Raw genomic sequence first — 26,578 nt, forward strand, 5'->3', positions numbered from 1 at the left:
AGGAGCCGAAAATGCCGACTGGTGCACGACTTATGGCAGCGATCTCACTCGCGGTGCTGGCCTTTATCCTGTCTGGAATGATCGTGCCCTTGATGCCGGAAAGCACGGATTTCGGGTACTTCCTGCCGCTCAACATGGTGCTGGGCCTTCTGGTCGGCTGGCGTGTGATGGGCAAGCGCGCCGGCCGTGGCATTACGGCGGCAATCAACAACGGTCTGGCCGGTGTCTTTGTGTTGATGCTCTGGGCGATTTTCTTGCAGGCGGCGAATGAGATGGTACGTCTCGCCTTGCGCAATCGCTATGATGATCCCTTTGAGGCCATCGTCGCCATTTTCCAGATTGGGGCTGAGTTCGGCGTGATGATTGCCACTGTACCCATGGGCGTGGCGCTTGTAGTGGGTGCCGTGATCTCTGGTCTGTTGACCGAATTTGCCTATCATCGGTGGTCCTAACCCCCATGCGACATTTGTTTATCTACGGAACTTTGCGGCATCTGCCGCTGCTGGAGCTTGTACTGGGCCGCCCCGCTAGGGCGATTGATCTTAGCGAGACGAGCTTGTCCGGCTACCGCGTCTCTGCCGCAGCGGAGGGGCCGTTCCCCACAATTGAAGCCTGCGAGGGCGCGCAGGCCGAAGGCTTGTTGGTGCAGGGCCTCAGCGCGGATGATTTTGCCCGGCTCGATTTCTATGAGGGTGCGTTCGATTATGATCTGGTCCCGGTGACGCTGGCAGACGGGCAGGCGGCCGAGGTCTATCTGCCGCAGCCGGGGCGCTGGACGGCGCAGGGGCCGTGGTCGCTCGCACAGTGGGAGGCCGATTGGGCCGCGCTGTCGTGCCACGCGGCGCGCGAAGTCATGAGCTATATGGGCAAGCGCCCCCGTGCTGAAGTCGACGCGATGTTCCCGATGATCCGCCGCCGCGCCCATCAACAGGTGCTGGCAAAGACGGGCGCGCATGATCCGCTGGCCCTCGACGGTAGGATTGAGATTACCGGCCGAGATCGCGTTTACGCAAAGTTCTTTGCCCTTGATGAAATTTCGCTCCGCCACGAGACCTTCGACGGTGCCATGTCCGAGGAGATCGACCGCGCGGTCTTTGTCAGTGCGGATGCGGCGTTGGTGCTGCCTTATGACCCCGCACGCGACCGCGTGCTGCTGGTTGAGCAGATCCGCATGGGCCCTTTGGCGCGGGGCGATCACACCTGCTGGCAGTTAGAGCCCATCGCAGGCCATATTGATCCCGGTGAGACACCGCAGGGCGCCGCACGACGCGAGGCGGTTGAAGAGGCGGGGATCACATTAGGCGCCTTGGAACCCGTAGGAAACGTCTATGCCTCTCCCGGCAATGCGACGGAATTCTTTCACATTTTCGTGGGATTGACGGATTTGCCGGATCATATCATTGGCACGGGCGGTTTGGTCTCAGAGGGCGAGGATATACGGTCGCATTTGATGTCCTTTGACGATCTGATGGCCTTGGCCGATGGGCAGGCGCTCGCCAATGCGCCATTGGTGGCAAGCGTCTATTGGCTGGCCCGTCACCGCGAACGCTTGAGGTCCGAGAGCGCGACAGCTAAACCGGACGGAACATGAACTGGGGGCAAACATGCAGGTTGCAAAAGATCTGGCCGAGGCCATTGGAAACACACCGCTGATCCGGCTGCGCGGCGCGAGCGAAGAGACCGGCTGCGAAATTCTGGGCAAAGCGGAATTCATGAACCCCGGTCAGTCGGTCAAAGACCGCGCGGCGCTGTTTATCATTCGCGATGCCATCGCACGGGGCGAGTTGAAGCCCGGCGGCACCATTGTCGAAGGCACGGCGGGCAACACCGGCATCGGGCTTGCGCTTGTCGGCGCCTCGATGGGGTTCAAAACCGTTATCGTTATTCCTGAGACACAGTCGCAGGAAAAGAAAGACATGTTGCGGCTTGCCGGTGCAGAATTGGTGCAGGTGCCCGCAGCCCCTTACAAAAATCCAAACAACTTTGTCCGCTATTCCGAGCGTTTGGCAAAGGAACTGGCCAAGACCACGCCCGAAGGGGTGATCTGGGCCAACCAGTTCGACAATACCGCCAACCGTCAGGCCCATATCGAAACCACTGGTCCCGAGATCTGGGAACAAACTAACGGCAAAGTGGATGGTTTCTGCTGCGCCGTAGGCTCTGGCGGCACGCTGGTTGGCGTTGCCATGGCACTTCAGCCTAAGGGCGTGAAGATCGCGCTGGCCGATCCCGATGGCGCGGCGCTGCACAACTACTACACCGAAGGCGAGTTGAAAGCCGAGGGCAGTTCCATTGCCGAAGGCATCGGGCAGGGGCGGATCACCGCGAACCTCGAAGGGTTCAAACCGGACTACTCCTACAATATCTCTGACGAAGAAGCCTTGCCGGTGGTCTTTGACCTGCTGGAAAACGAAGGGCTCTGCCTTGGCGCTTCTTCTGGCGTGAACGTCGCAGGCGCCATGCGCATGGCGAAGGACATGGGGCCGGGGCATACGATCGTCACCGTGCTTTGTGACTTTGGCACGCGCTATCAGTCCAAGCTCTTTAACCCAGAGTTCCTGCGCGAGAAGGGGCTGCCGACGCCCGGCTGGCTTGATGCCGCGCCGCAATCCATTCCAGGTGTTTTCGAGGATACATGACCCAAATGCTCCGCTTCGCCCTCGGCCTTACCGCGTTGCTGGTCTGGCTGACCGGCGCTGCAGTCGCTCAAGAACCGGTTCTGCCGGATTTTGACCAATGGGAATCCGTCGCGTCCACCGCTGAAGAGGCAATCGACGCGACGGACACAACCGAGACCATGCTAGAGGTGCAGCGCGCCCGGCTGGTGGATTATCGCACCAAATTCGACGCGGCGCGAAATCTAAACGCGGCGCGGATCAATGCGCTGCGCGAACAAATAGCTGCCCTTGGTACCCCGCCCGAAGGCGAAGGGGCAGAGCCAGAATCGCCCGAGGTCGCCGCCAACCGTGAAGAGCTGAACCGACAGCTTAACACCCTGCTGACGCCGGTTCAGCGGGCCGAAGCGGCGTACCTGCGGGCCGATGCGCTGATCGGTCAAATCGACGTGGCGCTGCGCGAACGTCAGACCGAGCAGTTGATGGAGGTCGTGCCCACGCCGCTCAACCCGGTCCACTGGCGCACGGCAATCGACGATTTGGCCACCGCAGCGGGAGAAATCGCCGCCGAAGCGCCGGATGATGCAGATAGCGCACGTCGCAACCTGAGATCATCGCTCCCTGCGGTACTGGGGCTCACCGTACTCGGCCTGGTGCTGATTTTCCGCGGTCACCACTGGTCGACGACAATCGTCGGGCGGCTCCAACAGTTTGGCGCGCGCGGTTTCGGCATCTGGCGCTTCGTCGTTTCGCTATTGCGGATCATCCTGCCCACGGTCGGTTTGGTCTTGCTGGCCATGGCCGTACTAGCGACCGATTGGCTGGGGCCTCGCGGCTCTGCCTTGGTGCAGCTTCTCCCTGTAATTGGCGGCGCGATGCTCGGCGTTCGCTGGGTGGCCGAGCGGGTGTTTTCACGCGACGAAGACGAGGCGCTGATCCTGCTTCCGCGCCCCGAGCGGAAAGCCGTGCGCTTTTACGTCAGCATCATCACAGTGACCGTCATTCTGGGCGCGATTATCCGTGCGATTTTCGACGGGCAGCAACCGGCTGAGACCACCGAAGCGGTGCTCCGCCTGCCTGTCATGTTGCTCAGCGCCTTTGCCCTGTTCCGCATTGGTCGCATTCTGCACGGTCACAGCGAGCCGGTGCCGGAGGATACACCTGCCTCTGAAGAGCCGCGCGTATCGACCCTGAGCCGCGTGGTGCGCGGCCTAGGCTTGGGCGCGATGATTGTGGCCGTGGTGGCACCGCTCTTGCTGATCAGTGGCTATTACAACGCCGCCGTGTCGCTGCTGCCTCCCTATGTCACCACACTGGTCCTTTTGGGGCTGGTGATGACGCTGCAACGCTTCTTGGCGGATGTCTACGGCGCAATGACCGGGCAGGGCGTTCAGGCACGCGATGCGCTGATGCCGGTGTTCTTTGGCCTGATCCTGCTGCTGCTTTCGCTGCCGGTGATGGCGCTGGCATGGGGCGCGCGGGTCACCGACCTGACCGAGCTTTGGGCGCTGTTCAGCCGGGGATTCGCCTTTGGCGAGACGCGGATCCGTCCGACAGACTTCCTGTCTTTCGCGGTGATTTTCGTGATCGGCTATGCCGCCACCCGTCTTATTCAAGGTGCGCTGCGCAGCAACGTCTTGCCAAAGACGCGGATGGACATCGGCGGACAGAACGCCATCGTCTCGGGGATTGGCTATGTCGGTATTTTCCTCGCCGCGCTGCTGGCCATTACCGGGGCCGGGATCGACCTATCCGCGCTTGCCTATGTCGCCGGTGCGCTGTCGGTCGGTATCGGTTTCGGTCTGCAAAACGTCGTGTCGAACTTCGTGTCGGGCATCATCCTGTTGATCGAACGCCCCATCTCCGAAGGCGATTGGATCGAGGTCGGCGGCCAAATGGGCTATGTGCGTGACATCTCGGTACGCTCGACAAGGATCGAGACCTTTGACCGCACGGATGTGATCGTGCCCAACGCCGATCTTATAAGCGGCACGGTCACCAACTACACCCGGGGCAATACCGTGGGCCGCCTGATCGTGCCCGTGGGCGTGGCCTATGGCACCGATACCAAACGGGTAGAGGGCATCTTGCAAGAGATCGCCCAAGCGCAGCCCATCGTGCTGACCAACCCGCCGCCTGCGGTGCTGTTCCTGAACTTCGGTGCCGATGCGCTGGAATTCGAAGTCCGCTGCTACCTGCGGGATGTCAATTGGATGATGAAGGTCAAGAACGACATCAACCATGCCATCGCCGCGCGCTTCAACGAAGAAGGGATCGAAATTCCCTTTGCCCAGCGTGATCTCTGGCTGCGTAATCCTGAAGCTTTGAAAAGCGATGCCGCGCCCGCGCAGGACGAGGGCGGCAAAACGGCGGAGCCGCAGGCATGACAGGCGAACTGTTTCGGACAGAAGCCTATCTGCGCGACGCGCCGGCCCGCGTGGCGGCCCATACGCCAGAGGGCGGGGTGATCTTGGACAATTCCCTGTTCTACCCCACTGGGGGCGGCCAGCCGGGCGACAGCGGCTGGCTGACATGGGACAAACAGGAACTCTCCATCGCCACCACCGTGCGCGACCGTGACAGTGGCCGTATCGCGCTGGTTCCGGCAGAGCCGCGTGCCCTGCCGCCCGTTGGGGCCTATGTGACCCAAGAGCTCGACTGGGACCGGCGCCATAAACATATGCGCGTGCACACGGCGCTGCATCTGTTGTCAGTGGTGATCCCGCATCCGGTGACGGGGGGGCAGATCTCGGCCAGCCATGGGCGGCTTGATTTCAACATGCCCGATGCGCCCCAAGATCGGGCGGAGTTGGAAGAGGCGCTGAACCACTTCGTCTCTCTCGACGCGCGGGTGAGCGAGGATTGGATCACGGAAGCCGAACTTGATGCGGCCCCGGAACTGGTTAAAACCATGTCCGTCGCGCCCCCACGCGGGCGGGGCGACATTCGTCTGATCCGGATTGGTGACGCGCAAAACCCCATCGACTTGCAGCCCTGTGGCGGCACCCATGTGGCCCGAACCGGCGAAATTGGCGCGCTTCGCCTTGGAAAGATTGAGAAAAAGGGCCGATTAAACCGCCGGGTCTATGTCCATCTGGGTGGTTAGATAAATTTATCTGTCTTGGGGGGATTTCGCTCTTGCAACTCACTGTCCCCCCAAGCTAAACCGCGCATCAACGGAGCGGTGGCCGAGTGGTCGAAGGCGCACGCCTGGAAAGTGTGTAGGCGGGAGACCGTCTCCAGGGTTCGAATCCCTGTCGCTCCGCCATTTTCCCCCTTTTTGAGAATATAGTTTTTCAGCCCGTCTGGGCCGTTCTCTGGTGCATGCAAGAAAGCCCGGCACCTCTCGGTCCGGGCCTTCTCAGTTCTATTCACGTCGACTCAGCGGGAGTCGTTAGCCGCGCCAAAACCGCCATAGGCAAAACCTTCGCCCAAGCTGCTCTGCAGGCCGTTGGTTGAGAAGGTGGCGACAGGCGCACGATCATCCGAGAATGTCTCCAGCCGCAGGTCTGCGGCGCGTTCGTTGGGACGGGTGGCACCGGCCTGCTCAGCGTAGACAACGACAGAGGTCACGGAGGTATCGAGCCGCAGGTCATCGTAGCGGGTCGACTGACCGGCAAAGCTGGCAGTGGCGATCAGAGTGGCGGCGGCGGTTGCGATAAAGAGTTTCATTTTCAGGTCCTTTCAGGTTTGGGAAAGGGCGTCGGCTTACTCGCTCTGGGGAGAGGCGGGGAGGTCGGGAGGCCCGTTCGATACAATCATATTAAAGGGTGAAAGTGGGCTGTTACAAAGCAACTCGGTTCACCGCGCTGTGTTGAAGTGAGACGCCGCGCGATTGAACCGTAACAATTAACAGCAACCACCTAACGAATTGTTTGATATATACTTTTTATGAATCGACACGTTTGATGCGCACTGCAAACAGGGGCAAAATGCCCCCTTTCAAGCCCTGTTACATACCCGTCGCAGGAACGTGTCCCACGCCGCTGCACGGACTGCTCCTCAGCCCGTGTAGAATGTTTCAATCTTTGCGTTTGATTTGGCGGCAAAGAAAAGCCCGAAGCGGATAATCTCCGCTCCGGGCTTTAGGTTTGTACTGTGATATTGCTTAGACAAGTGGCTCGTAAAGCACCACGCGGGTGTTCATCGGTACCCGGTCATAAAGCTCGGCCATCTGGTCGTTCACCAGACGAGCGCAGCCGTTGGAGACGCGCTTGCCTAGCGTGCTGGGATCGTTGGTGCCGTGGATCCGCAGAAAGGTGTCGCCGCGCTCTTCGGTAAAGAGGTAGAGGCCGCGAGACCCCAGCGGATTGTCGAGGCCGCCATCCATACCATCGGCGTATTTCGCGTATTTCTCCGGTTCGCGGTCGATCATATCCGGCGTCGGGGTCCAGCTTGGCCATTCTTTCTTGGCGCCCACGTAGAACTCACCGGACTCGTAAAGACCCGGGCGACCGACGCCCACAGTATAGCGCCATGCCATATTGTCGGGCAGCGTCCAGTAGAGCGCGAAATTATCGGGATCGACGTGGATCTCATAGGGCGGCGCGCCTGCCGCGATCGGCACTTTGCGCGGCATCATCTCTGGCGGCACATCATAGTTCGGCATTTCCTTGGGCGGATGCGCCAATGCGGGCGTGGCGAGGCCGCCGCTGAATGCTGCGCCGCTGGCTGCTATACCGGTGATGAAATGTCGTCTTCTCATTGCGTCTTTCCCCTATTCTTCAATCTCGTGTTGAAGGGGAAACCGTTTCAGGGCCCGGCTGTTCCATCATTATAACGGGATCACAAACTGTTGTAGCTTTTCAACAGCGCTTTAAGCGGACAGTCTTTCAATCACGCCCTGCGCCCAACGGTTGGCGGATTGGCCAAAACAATCATGCAACGAATCCACCGCCGTCACGCTGCCAAACGCCAAACGGCCCAATAGGCAGAGGCCGGGCACGGGGTGTCCGCCTCGGTCACGTAGGGTACCGTCGGGCGCAATCGCCGCGGCCAGATCGGTTGAGACCGGCGCGAGGAAACCCTGCGTGATAAGGTCGGGGAGGGGCGGGCCCTTGATGTTGGAGAGGACCGGCGCAGGAAGCACCGCGTCGATAATAACGGAGACCTTCGCCTCCCGCCCTTGTGAGCGGAGGGTCCAACCTTGCTCTGTCTCCGCAATTTCGGGGTTTGTGGTGAGCGCCAGATCAACCAATCCCGCGTCGATAAGGGCCAGCAGTTCTCGCGCCGAGGACAGGGGCGGCCCGTAAGAATACCGCTTTAACCCCTCGTCGAAGTCTATCAACCGCTTTGCCGTCTCCGGGGTCGCGTGGCCCGGATTGAAGGCCGCGCGCCATTGATCCTGCCATTTGCGCCAAACCTGCCCAAGCGCGTAACCGGGGCTCGGCGCGACCTCTCCGGCGGCCAGGTCTATCCCATAGCGCAGGGCGTCCATTGAGGGCAGACGGTCCTGCGCGCCGGGGTCTGACCATTCCGTTTCCAGCCAGTCCAAGATCTGCGCCTTGCTCACATTCTGCGGTTTAAGGATGCGGGCCACCACGGGCACCAAGGCCCCTGAGATAAGCGAGGGTGCCACCTCAGGCCCCGCGCTGACCGCTGCCGTGGCGGATTGGATGAAGTGGGCGGTTTCCTCCGGTAATGGCTCGAAAAGCGCGTCGAAGGCGCCATCTCCCGGCTTGGGGAAAGGTGGCTGTCCGTTGAGCGAGAAGGGCAGAATGCGGTTCGGCTCCCGGCCCGAGGCGTGATAGCCCGCCGGATCGAAACCGCCGCCTTGCGCCGTGGTCAGGCTGCGCAACACGTCATAGGTCGACAGACCCAAGCCCCGGATGGCGACCTGTTTGCCCTGCCAGCCCGCCGCCTGTTCAGCGAGCGCTGCCGCAGGATAGGCCTGCGCGACCTCCGCCTTAGTCAGCGCCGCGTGATCTTGCCATCCGGCCCATTGCGCGTCCGCCTCTACGGGCGGCTGGCCGAGGGTGAGAAGGACCTCGTTATAGACTGCCTCCGCGCCGGACTTCGATTCGACACGCCAGCCCGGGTCTTTTCGCGAGATCCGCGAGACTTGGGCCGGGATCAGCCTGAGCGTCGCGCCGGTTTTTTTAAAACCCTGCGCAAAAAGATCGTCCCAACGCGCATTAAGGTAGCGGCCCATATCGGCGCGGGATGGGAAACTGTCGGGATCGATGGGCTTGACTTGCCACTCCGCAAAGCGCCCCACGGTCGTTCCTTGCGGCGGCCGGATGGCGATATCGCGGTATGGGATGTTGAGCAGACAATAGGCCGGCTCTGATGGGGCGAAGTTTGGTCCGGCGCCGGGGTAGGGGCCGGGCTCGTAAATATCGATCTGCACGCGGCGGTCGGTGGTCTTGAGGCGCTGTGACAGGGCCTCCAACGCGCCAAGGCCCCGTGGCCCGAATCCGATCACCGCAATTCGCGCTGTACCCTTTGCCTGCATGTCGCTCCCCGGTCTTATTCCAGCGCGACCGTAGAGCCGCGCCATCGCAGGGGAAAGCCCGCGCGCACCAAAAGCGCGCAACAAAAAAGGCACCCGAAGGCGCCCTTAACAAACCACTCATTTCACCGGAGAGGCTGCGATCAGCCGCCCCAGCTGCGCACCGAACCACAGTCCATATGGGTGAAGTTGGAGCCGGAATAGCGCCCAACACCGCCGCCGCCGCAGGCCATCGCCGCACGGGCCACCTGATGCACCGAGCGGGATGCGAGGCGCAGGTCAGCGGCCTGACCTTTGAGGTGCAGCGAGTTCTTGGCCACACCGCTAGAGCGGGAGCGCAACATCGCGTTGGTCTTTGGGCTGCGGTAGCCGGACAGGAGCATATAGGGCTCATTCACATCCAGCAGGTTATGCGACGCGGCCATGATGTCGACGGTACGCAGGTCCATGTTGGTGACCTCATCCGTCCGCCAATCGCGCATAAAGTGGTTGATCTCGGCAAAGGCGTCTTTGATATAGTGACCTTCGATCCAATAGATCATGTCCAGCCGTTCGCCTGTGCGACCGGAGAACATGCGGATGCGGCGAATATCGCCAGCGCCACGCAGAAAACCTGCCGCGTTAGAGAAGGTGGGAGCTGCTGCAACGGTGGTTGCTGCGAATGCACCCAGAAGGGCGCGTCGGGTCATACCCGAGGAGCTTGTGCCTGTCATGTGTCTCTGTCCCGTCGTCTGCCTAAGTTACCCAAGATGTTACATGGGCCATTCATCTCATCCCCAGATGCAACATTGTTATTGCATAGCGGGAAAATCTGACCAAGGGCTGAATCGGAAAGGTTCCCGAGAGGTACAAATTTAGGCAAGTTTTTGCGCAATGTGGTTAAAAAACCCAATGTTTACAGGGAAAACCGATGCCCGATGCGCACAGACCAAAACCAGATTTTCCTGCGAACGGAAATTTGAATGGACTTGCGCGTCTTATTCTTGGCAAACCGGGCAGGCAATAGGGTCGCTCGGCGGCAATGGTAAATTCACGGGGAACGACATGGGATTCAGCGCGACATCTTCACGGCATCTGCCCAATCTAATCGCGGGGCTGGCCCTGATGATCACGGCGTTGATCTTTGCCGGGCCCGCCACGGCGCAGGTCACCGCTTTCAAACAGGCGGTCGCCGAGGCCGCCGCGCAGGACGATGACATCGCTGCCTTCTACCGCGAAAATGACTATGCCGCGATTTGGACCGGCGCCGCCGAGGAACACCGCGCGCGTCGTTCGGAACTGCTGCGGGCGATCACCACGGCGGATGACCACGGCCTGCCGGTGACGCGCTATAACCCCGATGCCGTTTTGGAGATGCTGCGCAACGCGCAGAGCCCGCGCGACCGGGGATTCGCCGAAGTTGAACTGAGCCGCGTCTTCCTGCGCTACGCCCGCGACATACAGACCGGCGTGCTGATCCCTAAGCGGATCATCAGCCAGATCGTGCGTGAAATCCCTTACCGTGACCACAAGACCTATCTGCAAGACCTGCCCAAATCCACTCCCGCCGCTTATTTCCGCGCCCTGCCGCCGCGCAGCCTAGAGTATAATGCGCTGCTCAAGGAGAAGATCGCGATGGAGAAGCTGCTGTCTCAGGGCGGTTGGGGCCCGTCGGTTCCCGCAGGCAAGCTTGAGCCGGGCGATACTGGCAATGATGTGATCGCGCTGCGCAACCGTCTCATCGCCATGGGCTATCTGGAGCGGTCCAATGCCGTTGGCTATGACGCCAGCCTCACCGATGCCGTGCGCCAGTTCCAAGAGGCGCATGGGCTGAACACCGATGGTGTCGCAGGTCCGGCCACGATGAAGCAGATCAACATCGGTGTAGAGCAGCGGCTGCAATCGGTCATGGTGGCACTTGAGCGCGAGCGCTGGTTCAACACCGACCGCGGCAAACGTCATATCCTTGTGAACATCCCCGATTTCTCGGCCAAGATCATCGACGATGGCAAGACCACCTTCCAGACCCGTTCGGTCGTAGGTGCCGCCCGCGAAGACCGCCCGACGCCGGAATTTTCGGATGTGATGGAGCATATGGTGGTGAACCCAAGCTGGTATGTGCCGCGCTCGATCATCGTTGGGGAATACCTGCCGCAGCTCAAGCGCAACTCCTATGCCGTGAACCATATTGAGATCACAGACAGCCGGGGCCGCAAGGTGAACCGGGGTGCGGTGAACTTCAACAAATATACCGCGCGGACCTTCCCCTTTGCCATGCGCCAGCCGCCCAGCAACACCAATGCTCTGGGTCTGGTGAAATTCATGTTCCCCAACAAGTACAACATCTACCTGCATGACACCCCGGCCAAGAGCCTGTTTGACCGCGATGTGCGGGCCTTCAGCCATGGCTGCGTGCGTCTGGCCGAACCGTTTGAGTTTGCCTATGCGCTGTTGGCCCCACAGTCTGCGGATCCCGAGGGCGAGTTCCAAGCCATTCTGCGCAGTGGCCGCGAGACACGGATCGTCTTGGAAGAGCAGGTGCCCGTGCATTTGATCTACCGCACCGCCGTCACCAACGCCCGTGGTCACACCGAATACCGCGATGACGTCTATGGCCGGGATGCGCTGATCTGGAACGCGCTGGCCAAGGCGGGGGTGGCCTTGCGTGGCGTTCAGGGGTAACTCTCGGGCGCGCAACAAGTAAGGGCCGCCCGAAATGACCTATAGTGTTCAGCAAATCGCCAAAGCCGTCGGCGCCAGCGCCGACGGCGACATCGAACTCATGGTCAGCGGCGTCGCCGAACCGGCCAGTGCCAAACAGGGTGAGATGGCGCTGGCGATGGACCCGCGCTATGCCAGCAGGCTTTCTGAGGGTGCCGCCGAGGTGGCGATGCTTTGGGAGGGGGCTGATTGGCGGGCTCTGGGTCTCAAGGCGGCAATCTTGCCCAACCGTCCACGCTATGCACTTTCCGGTGTGACGCGCATGCTCGACACAGGGCAGGGGTTCAAACCGGGCATTCACCCCACCGCCGTGATCGATCCCGAGGCCGTGCTTGGCGATGATGTCTCGGTCGGGCCGCTGGCGGTGATCTCTGCCGGGGCGCGGATTGGCGCGGGCAGCGTGATCGGACCGCTGTGCTTTGTCGGCGTTGATGCATCACTGGGCGAGGGTTCTTTCCTTCGTGAACACGTCAGCATCGGCGCGCGCGTCACCATCGGTTCACGCTTCATCGCGCAATCGGGCGTGCGCTTGGGCGGCGACGGTTTCTCTTTCGTGACGGCTGAGCTTTCTACCGTGGAAAGCGCGCGGCAGACCTTGGGCGATCAGGGCGACGCGGCACCGCAACCTTGGACCCGCATTCATTCGCTTGGCGCTGTGACCATCGGCGCGGATGTTGAGATGGGCATGGGTTCCACCATCGATAACGGCACCATCCGCGACACCCGCGTGGGCGATGGCACGAAAATCGATAACCTTGTCCACATCGGCCATAACGCAGTGATCGGCAAAAACTGCCTGCTTTGCGGGCAGGCCGGGGTCGGTGGTTCGACCCGCGTGGGCGACAACGTCGTGTTGGGCGGGCAGGTCGGTCTGGCCGACAATATCACCATCGGTGACCGGGTGATTGCAGGTGGCGGGACGGTTGTGCTGTCTAACGTGCCCGAGGGCCGGACCATGCTGGGCTACCCCGCCACGCAGATGAGCAAGCAAACCGAAATTTACAAAGCACTGCGCCGTTTGCCCAAACTGCTGCGTGATGTCGCGGCCCTACAAAAGGTGGTTTCCAAAGCCTACAAGGCTGACTAAACCTGCCGCGGACATTGTTGAGGGACGCAGCCATGAGCACTCAGGATCAGGTCATTACCATCCTCGCCGAACAGGCCATGATTGAGCCGGAGGATGTCACGCTCGACAGCACCCTGGAGGATCTGGGCATCGACAGCATGGGGGTCGTCGAATGCATCTTCGCCATAGAAGAAACATTCGACATCAACGTGCCCTTCAATGCCAATAGCCCGAGCGAAAGCGATTTCGACATTTCGACCGTGCGCAGCATCGTCGCCGGGGTGGAACGGCTAAAGGCCGAACAGAGCTGAGCCCATGAAAAGAGTTGTCATCACCGGCGCCGGCACGATCAACGCTCTGGGCCTGTCGGTGCCACAGACACTTGCCGCGATGCGCGAAGGCAAATGCGGCATCGGCCCACTTGAGTTCCGCGATGTGGAGCGGCTGGCCATCCGCATCGGTGGTCAGGTGCGCGGGTTTGAGGCCGAAGGGCGCTACAACCGCCAGCAGATCGCACTTTATGACCGTTTCACCCAATTCACCCTCGCCGCCGCGCGCGAAGCTATCGAGCAGTCGGGGCTGACCTTTACCGATGAGTTGGCCGCCCGCGCCGGGGTGGTGCTGGGCACGGCGGGGGGTGGTGTGTCCACGTGGGACGACAACTACCGCGCCGTCTATGAAGAGGGCAAAAACCGGGTGCATCCCTTCGTGGTACCCAAACTGATGAACAATGCCGCCGCCAGCCATGTCAGCATGGAATGGAACCTACGCGGCCCGTCCTTTACCGTGTCGACCGCCTGCGCATCGTCCAACCACGCCATGGCGCAGGCCTTCGCGATGGTCCGCTCGGGCATGAGCCCGGTGATGGTGACGGGCGGCTCGGAATCGATGCTCTGTTTTGGCGGGGTGAAGGCATGGGAAGGGCTGCGCGTGATGAGCCGCGATGCCTGCAGGCCCTTCTCTGCCAACCGCAACGGAATGGTACAGGGCGAGGGCGCGGGGGTCTTTGTTTTCGAAGACTATGACCACGCGCGGGCACGTGGGGCGGAAATCCTTTGCGAGGTCGCGGGTTTCGCCATGACTTCGGATGCCAGTGATATCGTCATGCCCTCCAAAGCTGGGGCCGCACGGGCCATGCAGGGGGCGCTGGCCGATGCGGGGATCAATCGCGAAGAGGTCGGCTATATCAACGCTCATGGCACCGGGACGGCGGCGAACGACAAGACCGAATGTGCGGCGGTCGCGGATGTGTTTGGCACTCACGCGGATCAACTGATGATCTCTTCGACGAAATCCATGCACGGCCATGTGATCGGCGGCACCGGTGCGGTTGAGCTTTTGGCCTGTATCATGGCGCTGCGCGACGGGGTGATCGCGCCCACCATCGGCTATGAAGAACCCGACCCGGAATGCGCCCTCGACGTGGTGCCGAATGAGGCCCGTGACGCGCAGGTCGATGTGGCGCTCAGCAACGCCTTCGCCTTTGGTGGGATGAACGCCGTTCTGGCCCTGCGCCGAGCCTGAACGATCCTAACGCCGGACGAAAAATGCCGCCCCCGGCAGGGAGCGGCATCAAAATTCGTGAATTTAGGCAGGTCTTACTGCTCGATCACCGACACTTCGTCGTAGCCAGCGGTGAAACCGTCGAGCGAGAGTGTCAGCTTGACCTCTTGATCGGGGGCCAATGCGGGCACGATGGTCAAGACCGCTTCTTTGCCGCGCTTGAAGGCGCCGATATCGGCATCTGTCAGACCCATCCGCACATAGCAGCCCACCGGGTTGCAGAAAGCATAGGGATAGCGGCGGGCTTTGCCACCATCGACCGACAGGGTCAGCTGCGCGGGCAAGGCCGTCTCAAGCGGGACAACAACCGTGGCACCGGCTTTGGCTTGACCACCATCGGGCAGACGGAAAAGCGAAACTTCGGCAACTGGCGCGCCTTCACCATCGGCAAGCAGTTGGTACATCTGGCAGGGGTCGACCTCTTCCTCGGTCTTGATGCAGCGCATCTCCCAAGAGCCAATCTCTTTCTTGGTGTAGGGCTTGCCCAGTTCGGGGTCTTTGTCCGCGTCTTCGCCAAGGCTCAGCTGCTCTTCGATCTGGGCGGCATTGCCGCTGGTGCCGGGCTGGGGCTGCTGCTCTTCGGTCTGTGCTGGCTCTTCTTCCGTGGCAGTCTGGGCGAAAGCCGTCATTGGGGCCGTCAGTGCAAGCGCTGCACAAAGCGGCAGGGCGGTCATAAACTTGCTCATGTCATATCCACATTTGTTGCGTTACCGCCCCTTACCACGCCGCCTTGGGATTGTCAGTGGCCATGGCCGCATTTCAATCATGGTTCGGGCAATTTCATGCCGACCTGCGCGGGGGCGGTTTCCCACGTTCTCAAGGGTTTAGGCGGCACAAATGCAAAAGGGGACGCAGCGCGCCCCCTTTCCGTGTACTTTCTCCCCGTCGGACTGGGCCGACTTATTAATGCCACGTTAGGCAAGCAGGTGATGCCGGTCAACAGGAAAAATGCGACAATCTGTCAGGGGCCCGCGACAGTCCTTGGCAGAAAAAGGGCCGCACCCGAGGGCGCGGCCAAGTCTAACAGGGAGGAAGTACACCCACCCGAAAGAAGGACATGCGGGCGGGGTGCCTTCACTATGGCGCGCAAAGGTTAAGTTTGTATGCTCTAGTGGAACGGACGAATGGCTAAATTTGACAGAAAGGCCCCAACGTGAGCAGTGACATCTTTATCGGCGGCGGCGGTCCCGACCATGCGACCAAGCAATTTCTCGATCTTGGCTATGCCAACCGCCACGGGCTGATCGCAGGGGCGACGGGCACCGGCAAGACGGTGACGCTGCAAATCCTTGCCGAGGGCTTTGCCAATGCCGGGGTGCCGGTGTTTCTGTCGGATGTGAAGGGCGATCTGTCCGGCCTTGCCGTTGCGGGAAGCGAGACCGCCAAACTGCACGGCCCCTTCACCGAACGCGCGGCAAAGATCGGCTTTGACGACTATGCCTATCAATCCTTTCCGGTGACCTTTTGGGATCTCTTTGGGCAGCAGGGCCATCCCGTCCGCACCACCGTTTCCGAGATGGGCCCGCTGCTGATCGCCCAATTACTCAGCCTTTCCGAGGCGCAGGAGGGCATCCTGAACATCGCCTTTCGCGTGGCCGACGAAGAGGGGATGCCGCTTTTGGATCTGAAAGACCTGCAATCCCTGCTGGTCTGGGTGGGCGAGAATGCAAAGGACTTGGCGCTGCGCTATGGCAATGTCTCGACCGCCTCGGTGGGCACGATCCAGCGGCGGTTATTGGTGCTGGAAAACCAAGGCGGTGCGCAGTTGTTTGGCGAACCGGCGCTGGCGCTGTCGGACCTCATGCGCTGCGATGCCGAGGGCCGCGGACGGATCAACATCCTCGCCGCTGACAAGCTCATGGCGTCGCCCAAACTCTATGCCACCTTCCTGCTGTGGCTCATGTCCGAGCTTTTCGAGGAACTGCCCGAGGTCGGCGACCCCAACAAACCGAAGCTCGTGTTCTTCTTCGACGAGGCGCATCTGCTGTTTGACGACGCGCCCAAGGCGCTGGTCGACAAGGTAGAGCAGGTGGCCCGCCTGATCCGCTCCAAGGGCGTCGGCGTCTATTTTGTCACCCAAAACCCGGCCGATGTGCCCGACGATATCTTGGGCCAGCTTGGCAATCGCATCCAACACGCGCTGCGCGCTTTTACGGCGCGCGACCGCAAGGAACTGCGCCAAGCCGCGGAGACCTACCGCGAAAACCCGCGTTTCGACACCGAAGAGGCGATCCGCGAGGTCGGCGTGGGCGAGGCGGTGACCTCTATGCTGCAACGCAAGGGCGTGCCGGGCGTGGTGGAGCGCACCTTGATCCGACCGCCGTCTTCTCGGCTGGGGCCAATCACGGTGGCAGAGCGTGCGGCGGTGCTGGCGGAGTCCGATCTGGCGGGGAAATACGAGACCGTTCAAGACCGCAACTCGGCCTATGAGATGCTGAAGGCCCGCGCGGAAGCGGCGGCCAGAGAGGCCGAGAAAATCGAAGCCGCCGCCGAGGCAGAGGATGAAGCAGCCCGCGAGTTTCAAAAAGCCCGCCGCTATGGCGGAGCTCGCAGCGGCGGCGGCAGCCGGTCGGGCCGTAAGGCTTCGGACGGATTTGGCGATGCCATCGCAAGCGCGGTGATCAAGGAACTGAAAGGCACCACCGGGCGCCGTATCGTACGCGGCATCTTGGGCGGTTTGTTCAAAGGGCGCTGAGAAGGTGGACAGACAAAAAAGGGGCGCGGTAGCAATACCGCGCCCCTATTTCGTGAGGTGATCTGGCCAAGCTTACCGCTCGGGGATCAACCCGCGTGGGCTGAATCGCAGCACCAGCAGAAGCACGATGCCCATAGTCAACAGCCGCATATGCGCGGCGCTCTCGATCAGATGTGCCTTGAGAGCAGAACCTTCGGACATGCCAGCCGTGATGAGGTTCATCAGCCAAAGGCCCATCGGTTCAACCTGCACCCAAAGGAACCAAATCAGGAATCCGCCCAAAATCGCGCCGAAGTTGTTGCCCGACCCGCCGACGATCACCATCACCCAGATAAGGAAGGTAAAGCGCAGCGGCTGGTAGGTGCCCGGTGTCAACTGGCTGTCCATCGTGGTCATCATCGCACCCGCAATGCCGCAGATGGCAGAGCCAAGGATGAAGACCTGCAGATGCCGCGCGGTCACATCCTTGCCCATGGCTTCGGCTGCGACTTCGTTGTCACGGATTGCCCGCAGCATCCGGCCCCAAGGGGAATGCAGGGCACGCTGGCTCATCCACAGCAATAGGATCAGAACCACTGCGAAAAGCGCGATATAAAGCAGTTTGACCCAAAGCGTCGAGGCCTCCACCGGGTCAAACCCAAAGCCGGCGGCGCGTTCCACAAAGGAGGTGCTGTTTTGCAGATCAATCTCATAGGGCACCGGACGGGGCAGGCCGATCACGTTTTTCACGCCGCGGCTCATCCAGTCTTCGTTTTTCAGCACCGCGATGATGATCTCGGCAATCCCCAGCGTGGCAATCGCCAAATAGTCCGACCGCAGGCCAAGCGCCGTCTTACCGATCAGCCAAGCCGCCCCCGCTGCAAAGAGACCACCCACGGGCCAAGAGATCAGCACCGGCAGGCCAAGACCACCAAGATAGCCGGTCTGCGCGGGATTGATCGCCTCGACCGCCTCAACCGCAGGATCGAGCAGGGCGCGGAAGATGAAGAAACCGATGACCAGCACAGCAATCACCGCCAGGGTGCGCGCCGTGCCGGGGGCCATGCGTTTCATCAGCATGACCGCCGCCACCACGGTGCCCGCCCCAAGGGCCAGCGCCCCCAGAATGGCGAAACCACCGGTAGACCAAGCGCCCTCGGTCGGGGGCATAGAGACCAGCACAGCCGCCAGACCGCCCAAGGCGACAAAGCCCATGACGCCAACGTTGAACAGCCCCGCAAAGCCCCATTGCAGGTTCACCCCAAGCGCCATGATCGAAGAGATCAGGCCCATGGCGATGATAAGCAGGGCAGAGTTCCAGCTTTGGGCGAAGCCGGTGTAGATGATCATCAAGGCGATGATGCCGAAAAGGATCGTGTTTTTCACAGTCTGGGTCATACCGATTTCCCCTTGAACAGGCCGGTGGGCTTGATCAGCAGAACGATCAGAAGAATGACGAAGCTGACCGCAAATTTGTAATCCGTGCTCATAAGCTGCACCAAGCCGTCAGGCTGCAGCCCTTCGGGCATCACATAGCCCAGAACCTTTTTCCACGCATAGGTGATCGTAACCTCGCTGAATGCGATCACGAAACCGCCCGCGATCGCCCCCACCGGAGAGCCAAGCCCGCCGACGATGGCCGCCGCGAAGATCGGCAGTAGAAGTTGGAAATAGGTGAAGGGTTTGAACGACTTATCAAGTCCGTAAAGCGTGCCCGCGATGGTCGCGAGTGCGGCCACGATCATCCATGTGATCATCACCACGCGCTCGGGGTTGATGCCCGACAAAAGCGCCAGGTCCTCGTTATCGGAATAGGCGCGCATGGATTTGCCCGCGCGGGTCTTGTTGAGAAACCAAAACAGCACAGCCACAACGATGATCGCGGTGATGATGGTGATACCTTGGGTCGTCTTGAACGCCAGACCTTCATCAAGACCGGTCATCTCTTTGAAATCCCGCGCCGACATGATGAAACGCTGCCCGTCGAGGAAGTTCTGATCGTCCGCCCCAATGATGAAGCGGGTGATGCCGTTGTAGATGAAGGTCACACCAAGACTGACGATTACAAGGATCACCGGCTTGGCCTTTTGCTCGCGGTAGAATTTATAGACCACCCTGTCGGTGCCCAGCACCAGCAACATGGCAAAGGCGATGCCAAAGGGCAGGGCCAGAAGCGCCGTGGGCAGCACACCGAGGCTAAGGCCCATGGATTGGAACAGCCATGTTATCAGGATCGTCGCCATGGTGCCCATGGCCATCGTGTCGCCATGGGCGAAGTTGGAAAACCGCAGGATGCCGTAGACCAGCGTCACACCAAGCGCGCCGAGCGCCAGTTGCGAGCCATAGGCGATGCCCGGAATGAGCACATAGTTCGAAAGTGCAATAAATGCGTTGAGCAGATCCATGTTCAGCCCCCCAGAAACGATTTGCGGACTTCAGGATCGGCCAGAAGCTCTTTGCCGGTGCCGGTAAAGGCGTTCGCCCCCTGCACGAGCACATAGCCCTTGTCCGCGATCTCAAGCGCTTGACGGGCGTTCTGTTCGACCATCAGGATCGGGATGCCGGTGCGGGCCACCTCGATGATCCGGTCAAAGAGTTCGTCCATCACGATGGGCGAGACACCCGCTGTCGGCTCATCGAGCATCAGTACCTTCGGCTGCGTCATCAACGCCCGGCCAACGGCAACCTGCTGACGTTGACCGCCCGACAGTTCGCCCGCCGCCTGATTGCGCTTTTCCTTGAGGATCGGGAAGAGGTCATAGACCTGCGCCATCGTATCGCGAAAATCATCGCGGCGGATGAAGGCCCCCATCTCTAGATTCTCTTCGACCGTCATCGAGGTGAAGATGTTTGAGGTCTGGGGCACAAAGCCCATGCCCTTGGCCACCCGGTCTTGCGGGCTGAGGTTGGTAATATCCTCCCCATCCAGCCGTACATGGCCCTTGCGCATGTCGAGCATGCCAAAGACCGCCTTCATGCCCGTGGATTTGCCCGCACCATTGGGGCCGACGATCACGGCGATTTCGCCGCGGTCCACTGCGATGGTGCAGTCATGCAGAATGTCGGGGCCCGCGCCGTATCCAGCGGTCATGCTGTCGCCGATCAGAAAGGGGCCGCCGGGGGCGGGGTGAGTTTTGCCGCTGGCCTTGGGCATGATGCTGCCTTGGCCCTTTGCGTTGCCGACCGACCAATCTTTGTTGCCGCGGTCGCCGTAGGGATCATTGCTCATGCGCCTACCTTGTCCTTGTTCTTCAGACCGGTGCCGAGATAGGCCTCGATCACCTGCTCGTTCGCCTTGATCTCATCCAGCGTGCCTTCGGCCAGCACGTGACCCTCGGCCATGCAGATCACCGGGTCGCAAAGGCGGCCAATGAAATCCATGTCATGTTCGATAACGACGAATGTGTAATTGCGTTCTTGGTTCAGGCGGATGATGGCGTCACCGATTGTGTTCAACAGCGTCCGGTTCACGCCCGCGCCGACCTCATCCAGAAAGACGATCTTGGCATCGACCATCATGGTGCGGCCCAGTTCCAGCAGCTTTTTCTGCCCGCCCGAGATCTGACCGGCCTTTTGCTCGGCCAGATGTTCGATGGTCAGGAATTCCAGCACCTCATCGGCCTTGGCTTTCAGCGCGCGTTCCTCATCGGCAATGCGCTTGGTACCGAACCATGTGTTCCACAGTGTTTCGCCCGACTGGTTGCCCGGCACCATCATCAGGTTCTCACGGCATGACATCGACGAAAATTCATGCGCAATCTGGAAGGTGCGCAGCAGCCCTTTATGGAACAGCTCATGCGGGGGCAGGCCGGTGATATCCTCCCCGTCCATGGTGACCCGGCCCGAAGTGGGCTGCAGCACGCCTGCGATAACGTTGAACAGCGTGGTTTTCCCCGCGCCATTGGGGCCGATCAATCCGGTGATCGATCCCTTTTCAATCGACAGGCTTGCCCCGTCGACGGCGTGAAACCCGCCGAAGTGTTTGTGTACGTCGTCTACGACGATCATATGTCCATCCCCGTGTCCGCCACCTTGTGGCTGGTTTTTATTGGTCGTCTTGCGGTGAGCCGCGCATATCCGCGCCGCATTACCTGTTTACAGTCTGCTGAGATTCTTGGAAGGGACCGCTGCGGTCCTTTTATGAAGAAAGCTTGCCGCTGCCTCGTTAGAGGCAGATCGCGCAGCATTGCCGAAATCACGCTCAGCAAGATACATGCTCAGAGCCCTGACCGGCACGGCCATCTGTTGCTTTTTCATCCTTTCCTCCCAGACGGGACGTGTTTTCCACGTCCTCAATAGGCGTTTTGTACTGGCTGCCCGCGCGGAAGAAAAGCCGATTTCCCAAGCAAAAGGCCCGATCGCGATGCGACCGGGCCCCTGCAAGTGTTTCGGACGAAGCTTAGATCAGCGGTAGCCGACCGTCACCATCTTACCGTCTTTCATCTCGATCTCACGGTAGCTGCCCGCGCTTTCGCCCGGTCCGATCAGCTCAACCGCCGACGCACCGACATAGTCGACATCGCCGCCGTCTTTGATGATCTGCAGCGCTTTGCCCAGCTCACCCGGCAGGATTTTCTCACCCGGTGCGTTGGCGACTTCCATCACTTTTTCTTTGTACATCGCCGGATCGTTGGAGCCAGCGGCCTGCATCGCCAGCAGCATCAGAGCCGCCGCGTCATAGGCTTCGGGCGAGAAGGCGTTGGTCGGCTCGAAACCGGCTTCTTCGCCCATCTTCTTGTAGTTGTCCGGGCCTTCGCCAGAGGCGCTTGGGTTCTGACCGAAAGAACCATCCGCGAGCTCGGCGAATTTCTCTTCCAGCGTGTCGGAAACCATGCCATCGGGGAACATGAAGGTGTCGAACGCGCCTGCGTCCAGCGCGCCGTTCACGATGCCCGCGCCGCCTTGGTCGACATAGCCTGCAACGATCAGCACTTCACCACCGGCAGAGGCCAGCGCGCCGACTTCGGCGGAATAGTCCGCTTTGCCGTCTTCATGCGATGTGTTGATGGTGACGGTGCCGCCGGATTCCTTGAACGCGGTTTCAAAGCTGTCGGCCAGACCTTTACCATAGTCGTTGTTGGTATAGGTAACGGCGACTTCTTTGATGCCACGGTCGTTCAGGATGTCGGCCATGACCTGACCCTGACGCGCGTCCGACGGCGATGTGCGGAAGAACAGGCCGTTGTCTTCGACAGTCGACAGGGCAGGCGATGTCGCCGAAGGCGAGATCATCACGATGCCGTTCGGAATGGCGACGTTCTGCAGCGAGGCTGTCGTCTCACCCGAGCACATGCCGCCCACGATGCCGCTCACGCGGTCGGAGGTGATCAGACGCTCAGCCGATGCCACGGCAAGGCCCGCGTCGATGCAGCCGGTGTCGCCACGCTCGGACGAAACGGTGGCCCCGTCAAGGAACAGACCGCTCTCGTTAACCTCGGAAATCGCCAGTTCAGCACCGGCGGCCATGTCATTGGCCAGCGATTCCAGCGGGCCGGTGAAGCCCAGCAGAATGCCGATTTTTGTGTCTTCTGCATGCGCGCCGGTGGCGAGCAAAGCTACGGCCGTTGTGGCCATCAGTATTTTTTTCATTTGGTACTCTCCCTTAGTTGAACTCTCGTTCTGATCGAACGTTAGGTCGTGGTTTCGAAAAAGAAAAGGCGATTTATCAAGTGGTCTGCGCGGGCGGCTTTTCGCGTGTACCGAGTGGAATGCTGGAAATGGGCCGCTTGCTGGCTATGTCTTGATCCAAGCCCCCATGCCCAAAGGAGCCTGCCCATGACATCCGCCAAACAATTCGCGACCGCCACTTTCATCGGACTTAGCAGCCTCTGCGCCGCAGTCGCGGTAAGCGCCCAGAGCAGCCTGACGATCACCCCCATGGCCGAGGGTCTAGAGGCGCCTTGGGGCGTCGCCCCCATGCCCGACGGCGGCCTGTTGGTCACCGAGAAAGCCGGGCGGCTGATCTACCAAAAAGACGGCGCACGGCATGAGGTATCGGGCCTGCCCGAGGTGGCCGTGGTCGGGCAGGGCGGTCTGTTGGACATTACCCTGGCCGAGGATTTCGCCCAAAGCCGCCTGTTGTTCCTGACCTATTCCAAACCCCAAGAAGGCGGCGGCGCGGGCACCGCTTTGGCCAGCGCCAGATTGTCTGAGGACGCCCGCAGTCTGGAAAACTTGACCGAGCTTTTTGCCATGAAACCGGGCAGCAGCGGCGGGCAGCATTTCGGCTCTCGCGTGGTCGAGGCACCGGATTGCACGCTGCTGGTGACCATTGGCGAACGGGGCGATCGCCCCGCAGCCCAAGACCGCAGCACCCATAACGGTAGCATCATCCGCGTGAACCGCGACGGTTCGGTGCCCGACGACAATCCCTTTGTCGATATGCCGGATGTGCTGCCCGAGATCTGGTCCTACGGCCACCGCAACCCGCAAGGCGCGGGGCTGGATTTGGACGGGCGGCTTTGGGTGTCGGAACATGGGGCCAAGGGCGGCGACGAGGTGAACCGGATCACCAAGGGCACGAATTACGGCTGGCCGGTAATTTCCTACGGGGAGCATTATTCGGGTGCGAAGATCGGCGAGGGCACCTCGAAAGAGGGGATGGCGCAGCCCGAATTCTACTGGGATCCCTCCATCGCGCCTGCGGGACTGGTGGTCTATTCCGGCGCGCAATTCCCCGAATGGGAGGGCGATATCTTCGTAGGCTCGCTCAAGTTCGACTACATCGCCCGGCTGAGTGGTGACCCGCTGGAAGAGGTCCAGCAGATCAAAACCGCTGAGACTGCCCGCGTGCGCGATGTTGTCGAAGGCCCCGAAGGTGCGATCTGGTTCATCTCAGAGGGCAGTGGCACCGTCTACCGGATCACGCCTTAACTCTCAGGCGGGCTGCCGGGTGGATTGGCTGCCGCGCTCGCGATAGGGCGTGGTTTGGTAATGCGCCCGGTAGCATTTGGAGAAATGCGAGGGCGAAGCAAAGCCGCAGGCCAGCGCCACGTTGATCACGCTCATATCCGTCTGCATCAACAGGTTACGCGCCTTTTGCAGCCGCAGTTCCATATAGTAGCGTTTGGGGCTGCGGTTCAGATAGCGGCGAAACAGCCGCTCCAACTGGCGGGTCGACATCCCAACATCCCGCGCAAGGATCGAAGGGCTGATCGGCTCTTCAATATTACGCTCCATCTGTTGAATGACTTGGCTGAGCTTGGGATGGCGCACACCGATTCGGGTGGGCACCGACAGGCGCTGCGTGTCTTGGTCCGTGCGGATCGACGAATAAATCAGCTGATCCGCCACGGCGTTGGCGGTCTCTTCGCCGTGATCATCGGCGATAAGTTTCAGCATCAAATCCAGCGAAGAGGTGCCGCCCGCCGTGGTCAACCGGTTGCCGTCCACCACAAAGACCGATTTCGTCAGCACAACCTCTTCGAACTCTTCGCCAAAGCTGTCTTGGTTTTCCCAGTGGATCGTGGCGCGCTTGCCGTCCAACAGCCCGGCCTTGGCCAGCGTATGCGCCGCCGTGCATAGCCCGCCAACAACCAGCCCTTTGCGGGCCTCACGGCGCAACCACGCTAACAGCTTCTTCGTGGTCGCCGCCTGCACATCGAGGCCACCACAAATCACAATCGTGTCGTCGCGGCCCAATTCCTCTAACCCGCCATCGAGCGCAAAGACCGCACCAGAAGAACTTTCGCATGTTTCACCCGTCTCGCCCACAACCTGCCATTCATAGGCCTTTTGGTCGAGCATACGGTTCGCGATGCGCAGACATTCCACAGCCGAGGCGAAGCTCAGCAGAGTGAAATTCTCCAACAGCACAAAAACGAAGCGCCGCGGCTTGTCGGTCTGGGGGGGCATGCGGGTGGCCGGGCGCGATTGGGACATCTCGGCGTCTTTCTACTCAGGTCGTCTCGGGCGGTATGTGCCATGGCCGCCAGAACTTGCCGAAAACATTGCCCACGGCCCTGTCGCAACGTCAATAGGGCGCATTTCGGTTCTGGTCACTTTCCCCGCGCCTTTGTATAGAGAAAGATCACGAAGCGCCGACACTCGGCGCTGTGGAGCGGAGTAGAAAGATGACAGACTGGAGCACCTCAAGCTGGCGCAGCAAACCGCGCGTTCAGATGCCCGATTACCCTGACCAAGCCGCGTTGCAGGCGGTTGAGGCACAGCTGGCACGCTATCCAGTCCTCGTTTTTGCGGGCGAAGCACGCCGGTTGAAGAAACATCTGGCCGCCGCTGGCCGTGGCGAAGCCTTCCTCTTGCAGGGCGGCGACTGTGCCGAGAGCTTCGAGCAGTTCAGCTCGGACGCCATTCGCGACACATTCAAAGTGATGTTGCAGATGGCCATCGTGCTGACCCACGGTGCCAAAGTGCCGGTGATCAAACTGGGCCGCATGGCCGGTCAATTCGCCAAACCGCGTTCGGCCCCGACTGAAGTGGTCGATGGTGTGGAACTGCCCAGCTACCGCGGTGATATCATCAACGATCTGGCCTTTAGCGAAGCGGCCCGCATCCCCGACCCGCAAAAGATGCTGCGCGCCTACACACAGGCCGCCGCCACGCTGAACCTGTTGCGCGCCTTCTCGACCGGGGGCTATGCGGATGTGCATCAGGTGCACGGCTGGACGCTGGGCTTCACCGACGACGAAAAGGCTGAGAAATACCGTGAGATCGCGAACCGCATCTCTGACACGCTGGATTTCATGGCCGCCGCTGGCGTGACCGCCGAAACCGCGCATACGCTGCAGTCGGTGGAATTCTACACCAGCCACGAATCCCTGCTACTGGAGTATGAAGAGGCGCTTTGCCGTCGGGACAGCCAGACCGGCAAATGGCTGGCAGGTTCGGGCCATATGATCTGGATCGGTGACCGCACACGGCAGCCGGACGGCGCGCATGTGGAATTCGCCCGTGGTGTGCAAAACCCCATCGGCCTGAAATGCGGCCCCTCGATGACCAGCGATGACCTCAAGCAATTGATGGCTAAACTGAACCCCGACAACGAAGAAGGCCGTCTGACGCTGATCTCGCGCTTTGGCGCGGGGCAGGTGGGCGATCACCTGCCGCGTCTCATCAAAACCGTGCAGGAAGAGGGCGCGAATGTCGTCTGGACCTGCGACGCGATGCACGGCAACACGATCAAATCCTCGACCGGCTACAAGACACGGCCCTTCGATTCCGTGCTGCGCGAAGTGCATGAGTTCTTTGCCGTTCATAACGCCGAAGGCTCTGTCCCCGGTGGTGTGCATTTCGAGATGACAGGCCAAGACGTGACCGAATGCACCGGCGGCGTGCGCGCGGTCAGCGACGAAGACCTGTCGGACCGCTACCACACCGCCTGCGACCCGCGCCTTAACGCCAGCCAATCGCTGGAATTGGCGTTCTTGGTTGCCGAGGAACTGTCGAACCGCCGCACGGCGCAGACAGCACGAGCAGCTGGGTAACAGACGCGGCCTTGTTGGCCGACCCACGATGAGATTGACGCCGCCCCGCATGATGCAGGGCGGCGT

23 protein-coding genes and 1 tRNA gene are annotated in these 26,578 nt (G+C 60.9%); 13 read left to right on the forward strand and 11 right to left on the reverse strand.

The window, feature by feature from the left end:
- Nucleotides 1-11: 11 nt before the first annotated feature.
- From O4H31_RS07225 to O4H31_RS07250, 6 genes are all read left to right on the forward strand, one after another.
- Nucleotides 12-452, forward strand: a complete 441-nt coding sequence (locus O4H31_RS07225; RefSeq protein ID WP_269344266.1) for a TrgA family protein — start codon at nucleotides 12-14, stop codon at nucleotides 450-452.
- Nucleotides 453-457: 5 nt separating this feature from the next.
- Nucleotides 458-1,591 carry an NUDIX domain-containing protein gene (locus O4H31_RS07230; RefSeq protein ID WP_269344268.1) on the forward strand — a complete coding sequence of 378 codons (1,134 nt, stop codon included), beginning with the start codon at nucleotides 458-460 and terminating at the stop codon, nucleotides 1,589-1,591.
- 13 nt (nucleotides 1,592-1,604) lie between these two features.
- A complete protein-coding gene (locus O4H31_RS07235) occupies nucleotides 1,605-2,639 on the forward strand; it encodes a cysteine synthase A (protein ID WP_269344270.1) in 1,035 nt (344 codons plus the stop codon).
- Nucleotides 2,636-5,002, forward strand: coding sequence for a DUF3772 domain-containing protein (locus O4H31_RS07240; RefSeq protein WP_269344272.1), 2,367 nt, complete (start codon nucleotides 2,636-2,638; stop codon nucleotides 5,000-5,002). The genes O4H31_RS07235 and O4H31_RS07240 overlap by 4 nt, the downstream gene beginning before the upstream one ends.
- Entirely contained in the window at nucleotides 4,999-5,721 is a 723-nt protein-coding gene (locus tag O4H31_RS07245; protein ID WP_269344276.1) for an alanyl-tRNA editing protein, read from the forward strand. The genes O4H31_RS07240 and O4H31_RS07245 overlap by 4 nt, the downstream gene beginning before the upstream one ends.
- A gap of 72 nt (nucleotides 5,722-5,793) precedes the next feature.
- Nucleotides 5,794-5,883: transfer RNA gene (locus tag O4H31_RS07250), tRNA-Ser, on the forward strand.
- Between the two features lie 113 nt (nucleotides 5,884-5,996).
- On the opposite strand, the gene O4H31_RS07255 is transcribed toward O4H31_RS07250, so the two are convergent.
- From O4H31_RS07255 to O4H31_RS07270, 4 genes are all read right to left on the reverse strand, one after another.
- A complete protein-coding gene (locus tag O4H31_RS07255) occupies nucleotides 5,997-6,287 on the reverse strand; it encodes a hypothetical protein (RefSeq protein ID WP_269344278.1) in 291 nt (96 codons plus the stop codon).
- 436 nt (nucleotides 6,288-6,723) lie between these two features.
- Nucleotides 6,724-7,320 carry a L,D-transpeptidase gene (locus O4H31_RS07260; RefSeq protein ID WP_416153209.1) on the reverse strand — a complete coding sequence of 199 codons (597 nt, stop codon included), beginning with the start codon at nucleotides 7,318-7,320 and terminating at the stop codon, nucleotides 6,724-6,726.
- Between the two features lie 111 nt (nucleotides 7,321-7,431).
- On the reverse strand, nucleotides 7,432-9,069 hold the full coding sequence (locus O4H31_RS07265; RefSeq protein WP_269344280.1) for an FAD/NAD(P)-binding protein: 1,638 nt from the start codon (nucleotides 9,067-9,069) through the stop codon (nucleotides 7,432-7,434).
- A 140-nt stretch (nucleotides 9,070-9,209) separates the two neighbouring features.
- A complete protein-coding gene (locus O4H31_RS07270) occupies nucleotides 9,210-9,779 on the reverse strand; it encodes a YcbK family protein (protein ID WP_120351067.1) in 570 nt (189 codons plus the stop codon).
- A gap of 331 nt (nucleotides 9,780-10,110) precedes the next feature.
- On the opposite strand from O4H31_RS07270, the gene O4H31_RS07275 reads away from it, so the two are divergent.
- From O4H31_RS07275 to O4H31_RS07290, 4 genes are read left to right on the forward strand one after another with little or no spacing between them, the layout of a single operon-like run.
- Nucleotides 10,111-11,727, forward strand: coding sequence for a L,D-transpeptidase family protein (locus O4H31_RS07275; protein WP_269344285.1), 1,617 nt, complete (start codon nucleotides 10,111-10,113; stop codon nucleotides 11,725-11,727).
- A 34-nt stretch (nucleotides 11,728-11,761) separates the two neighbouring features.
- Complete coding sequence (gene lpxD, locus O4H31_RS07280; RefSeq protein WP_269344287.1) at nucleotides 11,762-12,853, forward strand: UDP-3-O-(3-hydroxymyristoyl)glucosamine N-acyltransferase; 1,092 nt, start codon at nucleotides 11,762-11,764, stop codon at nucleotides 12,851-12,853.
- A gap of 32 nt (nucleotides 12,854-12,885) precedes the next feature.
- Entirely contained in the window at nucleotides 12,886-13,143 is a 258-nt protein-coding gene (locus O4H31_RS07285) for an acyl carrier protein (RefSeq protein ID WP_067628645.1), read from the forward strand.
- Between the two features lie 4 nt (nucleotides 13,144-13,147).
- On the forward strand, nucleotides 13,148-14,356 hold the full coding sequence (locus tag O4H31_RS07290; protein WP_269344290.1) for a beta-ketoacyl-[acyl-carrier-protein] synthase family protein: 1,209 nt from the start codon (nucleotides 13,148-13,150) through the stop codon (nucleotides 14,354-14,356).
- A 74-nt stretch (nucleotides 14,357-14,430) separates the two neighbouring features.
- Here the strand turns inward: O4H31_RS07290 and O4H31_RS07295 are convergent, their stop codons facing one another.
- A complete protein-coding gene (locus tag O4H31_RS07295; RefSeq protein ID WP_269344292.1) occupies nucleotides 14,431-15,081 on the reverse strand; it encodes an invasion associated locus B family protein in 651 nt (216 codons plus the stop codon).
- Nucleotides 15,082-15,548: 467 nt separating this feature from the next.
- Between O4H31_RS07295 and O4H31_RS07300 the strand changes: the two genes are divergently transcribed.
- Nucleotides 15,549-17,090, forward strand: a complete 1,542-nt coding sequence (locus O4H31_RS07300) for a helicase HerA-like domain-containing protein (RefSeq protein ID WP_269344294.1) — start codon at nucleotides 15,549-15,551, stop codon at nucleotides 17,088-17,090.
- A 72-nt stretch (nucleotides 17,091-17,162) separates the two neighbouring features.
- On the opposite strand, the gene O4H31_RS07305 is transcribed toward O4H31_RS07300, so the two are convergent.
- From O4H31_RS07305 to O4H31_RS07325, 5 genes are all read right to left on the reverse strand, one after another.
- Complete coding sequence (locus tag O4H31_RS07305; RefSeq protein WP_269344295.1) at nucleotides 17,163-18,467, reverse strand: branched-chain amino acid ABC transporter permease; 1,305 nt, start codon at nucleotides 18,465-18,467, stop codon at nucleotides 17,163-17,165.
- Nucleotides 18,464-19,474: a branched-chain amino acid ABC transporter permease gene (locus O4H31_RS07310; protein WP_269344297.1), complete on the reverse strand. Its 1,011-nt coding sequence runs from the start codon at nucleotides 19,472-19,474 to the stop codon at nucleotides 18,464-18,466. The genes O4H31_RS07305 and O4H31_RS07310 overlap by 4 nt, the downstream gene beginning before the upstream one ends.
- 2 nt (nucleotides 19,475-19,476) lie before the next feature.
- Nucleotides 19,477-20,298 (reverse strand): ABC transporter ATP-binding protein, encoded by an 822-nt coding sequence (locus O4H31_RS07315; RefSeq protein WP_093926183.1) that lies wholly within the window; start codon nucleotides 20,296-20,298, stop codon nucleotides 19,477-19,479.
- Entirely contained in the window at nucleotides 20,295-21,077 is a 783-nt protein-coding gene (locus tag O4H31_RS07320; RefSeq protein WP_067937161.1) for an ABC transporter ATP-binding protein, read from the reverse strand. The genes O4H31_RS07315 and O4H31_RS07320 overlap by 4 nt, the downstream gene beginning before the upstream one ends.
- A 396-nt stretch (nucleotides 21,078-21,473) precedes the next feature.
- Nucleotides 21,474-22,658 carry an ABC transporter substrate-binding protein gene (locus tag O4H31_RS07325; protein WP_269344303.1) on the reverse strand — a complete coding sequence of 395 codons (1,185 nt, stop codon included), beginning with the start codon at nucleotides 22,656-22,658 and terminating at the stop codon, nucleotides 21,474-21,476.
- 186 nt (nucleotides 22,659-22,844) lie between these two features.
- Here O4H31_RS07325 and O4H31_RS07330 point away from each other — a divergent pair, with 186 nt between their 5' ends.
- Nucleotides 22,845-23,942: a PQQ-dependent sugar dehydrogenase gene (locus tag O4H31_RS07330; RefSeq protein ID WP_269344305.1), complete on the forward strand. Its 1,098-nt coding sequence runs from the start codon at nucleotides 22,845-22,847 to the stop codon at nucleotides 23,940-23,942.
- 3 nt (nucleotides 23,943-23,945) lie between these two features.
- Here O4H31_RS07330 and O4H31_RS07335 read toward each other — a convergent pair whose 3' ends face one another.
- Entirely contained in the window at nucleotides 23,946-24,950 is a 1,005-nt protein-coding gene (locus tag O4H31_RS07335; RefSeq protein ID WP_269344307.1) for a GlxA family transcriptional regulator, read from the reverse strand.
- Between the two features lie 191 nt (nucleotides 24,951-25,141).
- Here O4H31_RS07335 and O4H31_RS07340 point away from each other — a divergent pair, with 191 nt between their 5' ends.
- Nucleotides 25,142-26,512, forward strand: coding sequence for a class II 3-deoxy-7-phosphoheptulonate synthase (locus O4H31_RS07340; RefSeq protein WP_067936026.1), 1,371 nt, complete (start codon nucleotides 25,142-25,144; stop codon nucleotides 26,510-26,512).
- The last annotated feature ends 66 nt before the right edge of the window (nucleotides 26,513-26,578 follow it).

Origin of the sequence: Sulfitobacter dubius, from assembly GCF_027214245.1 — a bacterium.
GTDB lineage: Bacteria > Pseudomonadota > Alphaproteobacteria > Rhodobacterales > Rhodobacteraceae > Sulfitobacter > Sulfitobacter dubius_A.

Coding starts and splice junctions, on each gene's coding strand:
- O4H31_RS07225 (WP_269344266.1), top strand. CDS start 12: ATGCCGACTGGTGCACGACTTATGGCAGCGATCTCACTCGCGGTGCTG.
- O4H31_RS07230 (WP_269344268.1), top strand. CDS start 458: ATGCGACATTTGTTTATCTACGGAACTTTGCGGCATCTGCCGCTGCTG.
- O4H31_RS07235 (WP_269344270.1), top strand. CDS start 1,605: ATGCAGGTTGCAAAAGATCTGGCCGAGGCCATTGGAAACACACCGCTG.
- O4H31_RS07240 (WP_269344272.1), top strand. CDS start 2,636: ATGACCCAAATGCTCCGCTTCGCCCTCGGCCTTACCGCGTTGCTGGTC.
- O4H31_RS07245 (WP_269344276.1), top strand. CDS start 4,999: ATGACAGGCGAACTGTTTCGGACAGAAGCCTATCTGCGCGACGCGCCG.
- O4H31_RS07255 (WP_269344278.1), bottom strand. CDS start 6,287: ATGAAACTCTTTATCGCAACCGCCGCCGCCACTCTGATCGCCACTGCC.
- O4H31_RS07260 (WP_416153209.1), bottom strand. CDS start 7,320: ATGAGAAGACGACATTTCATCACCGGTATAGCAGCCAGCGGCGCAGCA.
- O4H31_RS07265 (WP_269344280.1), bottom strand. CDS start 9,069: ATGCAGGCAAAGGGTACAGCGCGAATTGCGGTGATCGGATTCGGGCCA.
- O4H31_RS07270 (WP_120351067.1), bottom strand. CDS start 9,779: ATGACAGGCACAAGCTCCTCGGGTATGACCCGACGCGCCCTTCTGGGT.
- O4H31_RS07275 (WP_269344285.1), top strand. CDS start 10,111: ATGGGATTCAGCGCGACATCTTCACGGCATCTGCCCAATCTAATCGCG.
- lpxD (WP_269344287.1), top strand. CDS start 11,762: ATGACCTATAGTGTTCAGCAAATCGCCAAAGCCGTCGGCGCCAGCGCC.
- O4H31_RS07285 (WP_067628645.1), top strand. CDS start 12,886: ATGAGCACTCAGGATCAGGTCATTACCATCCTCGCCGAACAGGCCATG.
- O4H31_RS07290 (WP_269344290.1), top strand. CDS start 13,148: ATGAAAAGAGTTGTCATCACCGGCGCCGGCACGATCAACGCTCTGGGC.
- O4H31_RS07295 (WP_269344292.1), bottom strand. CDS start 15,081: ATGAGCAAGTTTATGACCGCCCTGCCGCTTTGTGCAGCGCTTGCACTG.
- O4H31_RS07305 (WP_269344295.1), bottom strand. CDS start 18,467: ATGACCCAGACTGTGAAAAACACGATCCTTTTCGGCATCATCGCCTTG.
- O4H31_RS07310 (WP_269344297.1), bottom strand. CDS start 19,474: ATGGATCTGCTCAACGCATTTATTGCACTTTCGAACTATGTGCTCATT.
- O4H31_RS07315 (WP_093926183.1), bottom strand. CDS start 20,298: ATGAGCAATGATCCCTACGGCGACCGCGGCAACAAAGATTGGTCGGTC.
- O4H31_RS07320 (WP_067937161.1), bottom strand. CDS start 21,077: ATGATCGTCGTAGACGACGTACACAAACACTTCGGCGGGTTTCACGCC.
- O4H31_RS07325 (WP_269344303.1), bottom strand. CDS start 22,658: ATGAAAAAAATACTGATGGCCACAACGGCCGTAGCTTTGCTCGCCACC.
- O4H31_RS07330 (WP_269344305.1), top strand. CDS start 22,845: ATGACATCCGCCAAACAATTCGCGACCGCCACTTTCATCGGACTTAGC.
- O4H31_RS07335 (WP_269344307.1), bottom strand. CDS start 24,950: ATGTCCCAATCGCGCCCGGCCACCCGCATGCCCCCCCAGACCGACAAG.
- O4H31_RS07340 (WP_067936026.1), top strand. CDS start 25,142: ATGACAGACTGGAGCACCTCAAGCTGGCGCAGCAAACCGCGCGTTCAG.